General features: G+C 65.6%; 8 protein-coding genes. 7 read left to right on the top strand and 1 reads right to left on the bottom strand.

Features of this window, described 5'->3' with window-relative positions; genetic code table 11:
* On the bottom strand, positions 1-183 hold a 183-nt coding region (locus GH737_RS15895), incomplete at its 3' end, for a hypothetical protein (protein ID WP_230558823.1).
* 23 nt (positions 184-206) lie between these two features.
* Between GH737_RS15895 and GH737_RS13825 the strand changes: the two genes are divergently transcribed.
* The 7 genes from GH737_RS13825 to GH737_RS13795 form a co-directional block, all read left to right on the top strand.
* Positions 207-536 (top strand): ribbon-helix-helix domain-containing protein, encoded by a 330-nt coding sequence (locus GH737_RS13825; protein ID WP_196233201.1) that lies wholly within the window; start codon positions 207-209, stop codon positions 534-536.
* Positions 533-805 carry a type II toxin-antitoxin system RelE/ParE family toxin gene (locus GH737_RS13820; RefSeq protein WP_155265364.1) on the top strand — a complete coding sequence of 91 codons (273 nt, stop codon included), beginning with the start codon at positions 533-535 and terminating at the stop codon, positions 803-805. The genes GH737_RS13825 and GH737_RS13820 overlap by 4 nt, the downstream gene beginning before the upstream one ends.
* Positions 802-1,464: a nicotinate-nucleotide adenylyltransferase gene (locus GH737_RS13815; protein WP_155265363.1), complete on the top strand. Its 663-nt coding sequence runs from the start codon at positions 802-804 to the stop codon at positions 1,462-1,464. Before GH737_RS13820 ends, GH737_RS13815 begins: the two co-directional genes overlap by 4 nt.
* A complete protein-coding gene (rsfS, locus tag GH737_RS13810) occupies positions 1,461-1,862 on the top strand; it encodes a ribosome silencing factor (protein WP_155265362.1) in 402 nt (133 codons plus the stop codon). The genes GH737_RS13815 and rsfS overlap by 4 nt, the downstream gene beginning before the upstream one ends.
* 5 nt (positions 1,863-1,867) lie before the next feature.
* Complete coding sequence (locus tag GH737_RS13805) at positions 1,868-2,710, top strand: serine hydrolase (protein ID WP_155265361.1); 843 nt, start codon at positions 1,868-1,870, stop codon at positions 2,708-2,710.
* Positions 2,711-3,133 carry a 23S rRNA (pseudouridine(1915)-N(3))-methyltransferase RlmH gene (locus tag GH737_RS13800; protein WP_155265360.1) on the top strand — a complete coding sequence of 141 codons (423 nt, stop codon included), beginning with the start codon at positions 2,711-2,713 and terminating at the stop codon, positions 3,131-3,133.
* Positions 3,126-3,333 (top strand): hypothetical protein (locus GH737_RS13795; protein ID WP_155265359.1); only part of this gene is annotated, 208 nt, incomplete at its 3' end. The genes GH737_RS13800 and GH737_RS13795, both read left to right, overlap by 8 nt.

The following is a 3,333-nucleotide window of genomic DNA, read 5'->3' as shown; positions in this document are numbered from 1 at the left end:
GTCGGCCTGCAGGTGGTCGACAGCCACGTCGACGGTGCCGAGATGCGCGCGGAAGTTGCACATCAGTTGTTCGATGATCGCTGCTCGGCGGCTATCCTCGTCGTTAATCGGGCAGCCCCGCCCGTGACCGCGTCGCCGATCGCTTCGAATTCCCCCATCCGCCGCCCCGCGTTGCTGCCGCACAGTCAATGCCTTATGTTCCCGCCATGGGCAAACAACAGGCAATCTCGGTTTCGCTGGATTCCGACTGGATGGCTTCGCTTGACGAGCTTGCCGTTCGCCTCGGTTGTTCGCGGGAGCAGCTCATCAGAACCGCGGTCGTGCGGCTGCTCGACGAAGAAGCGCCTATGGATGAGCTGTGGAAATCGCTTCCGGAGCCGCCGCCACAGGAAGGTCTCGAAGTGCTCGACGACGCGGCGAAAGCCCTCCGCGACGTCATCCAGGAAGGGATCGACTCAGCGGAGCGAGGTGAGCTGGTGGATCACGGTGACGTGATTGCCGATTTGCGCCGCCGCCGGCGGAAAAGCGCCGCTTGAGCCTTAAGTGGACGGCGCCGGCAAGGCGCGACATTCAAGACCTGCCAGATTATTACTCGCGTATCGATCGGAACCTCGCAGAGCGGATGGAGCACGCCGTGGAAGTGGAGCCGCTCCGGCTCCTCGACCACCCGTATATGGGCGCGCAGACCGTTGCCGCGGAGGTTCGAAAGTGGCGCGTGCGCGGAACGCCGTATCAGCTTTACTATCGCGTGACCGGCCGAGACATCGTCATTCTGCACGTGGCTCGTGACGCGTTTTGGCGATGAGCCGCGTCGGTCTCCTCGGCGGTTCGTTCAACCCTGCCCATCGCGGGCACCGGCGCATCAGCCTCGCGGCGATGCGGGCGCTCGGACTCGACGAGGTCTGGTGGCTGGTCTCGCCCGGCAATCCGCTCAAGGAGGCTGCCACGGACATGGCGCCGTTCGGGGCGCGCTTCGCATCGGCAGAAGCGCAGGCGCGCGGGGCGCGGATTCGCGTCAGCGACTTCGAACGGCGCGAGGGCACGCGCTTCACCATCGACACCGTGCGGCGGCTCAGGCAGCGCCATCCCGGGCACCGCTTCATCTGGTTGCTCGGAAGCGACACGCTGCGAGATTTTCACAAATGGCGCAATTATAGGGATTTAGTCCACGAAGTGCCGATTGCGGTGATTCGCAGGCCCGGTTATGATTCATCTGCCCACGCGGCGCGCGCGATGGGCTGGCTCAGGCGGTTCGTCCACCCCCAGAGCCAGGCAAGCCACTGGACGGAATGGAGTGCACCGGCGATCGTCTTTCTTCGCCTGCCCGCCGATCCGACCTCCGCAACCGCCATTCGCGCGCAAGATCCCGACTGGCATCGCCGACTTACTCCGCTCGCCCCCGAGTCATTGTCGGGGCACGAGCGGCCCGACGGCGAGGCCCTCGTCCGCCAGGAGAGCCCTTGACCGAACATCCCGCTGACACCGCAGGCGAGGCCGTCCGTGCGCCGGCCGACGTCGAAGCCCTTCACAAACTCGTTCTCAAGTCGCTCGACGACGACCAGGCGCAGGAGGTCGTCTCGATCCCGCTGGCCGGCAAATCGAACATCGCCGATCACATGGTGATTGCGTCCGGCCGCTCGACTCGGCAGGTCGCGTCGATGGCCGTTAAGCTTGCCGACAAGATAAAAGAGCAATTTGGCAAGAACGTGCGGATCGAGGGGCTTCCCGCAGCGGATTGGGTGCTGATCGACGCCGATGACGTGATCGTGCACATTTTTCGTCCTGAGGTCAGAAATTTTTACAATTTGGAACGAATGTGGGCATTTGGTGACGACGCGAATGTGAGCGTGGCTCGCGGGTGAGGGAAATGCGGTTCGTTACACTGATTCTGTCGCTTCTGGCGTTCGTCGCGGCTCCCGCGACGGCGGCGGCCTCGCCCGACCTGGTGTCGGTGGAGCAGCAGCTGAGATCGATGCTCTCGGACACTTCCGCCGACGTCGGCATCGCCGCGCTCGACCTCAACACCGGCGAAAGCATCAGCATCAAGGGCGACACGCCGTTCCCGATGGCGAGCACGGTCAAGGTCGCGATCGCGGCGCTCTATCTCTCGCAGGTCGACGACCGCCAGAAAACTCTCGACGACAAGATCAGCGGCGTGCCCGTGCGCACGCTCATGGCGAAGATGCTGATCCACAGCGACAATCACGCGGCCGACGTGCTGTTCAAGGATGTCGGCGGCCCGCGGGCGGTTCATCACTGGCTGGTCCAGAACGGAATCCACGGCGTTCGCGTCGACCGCACGATCGCCCAGCTCCTCGCCGCCAAGCGCGACCTGTGGGACGTGCGGGATTCGAGCACGCCCAAGGCGATGGTGGAGCTGCTGAGGCGCATCTACCGCGGCGAGCTGATCTCGGCCCAGAGCCGCAATTACCTGCTCGCCGAGATGGCCAAGTGCCAGACCGGACGGAACCGGATGAAGTGGCTGCTGCCCGAGGGAACGCCGGTCGAGCACAAGACCGGCACCCTCAACGGCCTGACCGACGACGTCGGTTTCATCACGATGCCCGACGGGCACCGAATCGCGGTCGCGATCTTCGCTCGCGGCGGATCGAACCGCCCGCGCACCATCGCCCAGGCGGCACGTGCCATCTACGACGGCTTCAAGACCATCTTCAGCTGGCCGTACCGGCCCGCGCTCACCGCCCAGTAGGTGCTTCTTCACATCGTCGCGCGAGGGAAGATCGGCCGCTCTCCGGAAGCCGAGCTGGTCGAACGCTATCTCAAGCGGATTGCCTGGCCGACGAAGCTGACCGAGCTTCCGGAGCGCGGCGGCAAGACGCCCGACCCGGCATCCGGCGCCGTACAGGTGGTTCTCGATGAGCGCGGCGAAGCGCTTTCCTCGATGGAGCTGGCGCAAACACTCGAGCGCTGGCGCGACGGCGGCAAGCGCGAGGCGCGCTTCCTGATCGGCGCCGCGGACGGGCACGAGGAGGCACAGCGCGCCACAGCCGATCTGCTGCTCTCCTTCGGTCCGGCGACCTGGCCGCACCTGCTGGTGAGGGCGATGCTCGCCGAGCAATTGTTCAGGGCGACGTCGATCCTTGCCGGCCATCCGTATCATCGCGATGGATAAAGCGCTGCGGCTGCTCCCCTCGGTCACTCTCCTCCTTGCGCCGCTGCTTCTTGCGGCGAGCGCGCCTGCGCAACCTGCGGCCGAGCCGCTCGACAGGGCGCTGCAGGCGGCGCGTACGGAGCAGGCTTCCGCCGAAGCCGAGGCCGAGCGGCTCGGGAAACTCGCTGCCATGGCGAGCGGTGAGGCTCAGCGGCTCCGGG

This window comes from Sphingomonas segetis (assembly GCF_009720245.1).
GTDB lineage: Bacteria > Pseudomonadota > Alphaproteobacteria > Sphingomonadales > Sphingomonadaceae > Sphingomicrobium > Sphingomicrobium segetis.
Note: the sequence above shows the minus strand (reverse complement) of the source record. Positions and strands in the feature narration are given on the sequence as shown.

Coding starts and splice junctions, on each gene's coding strand:
- GH737_RS13815 (WP_155265363.1), top strand. CDS start 802: ATGAGCCGCGTCGGTCTCCTCGGCGGTTCGTTCAACCCTGCCCATCGC.
- GH737_RS13805 (WP_155265361.1), top strand. CDS start 1,868: ATGCGGTTCGTTACACTGATTCTGTCGCTTCTGGCGTTCGTCGCGGCT.
- GH737_RS13825 (WP_196233201.1), top strand. CDS start 207: ATGGGCAAACAACAGGCAATCTCGGTTTCGCTGGATTCCGACTGGATG.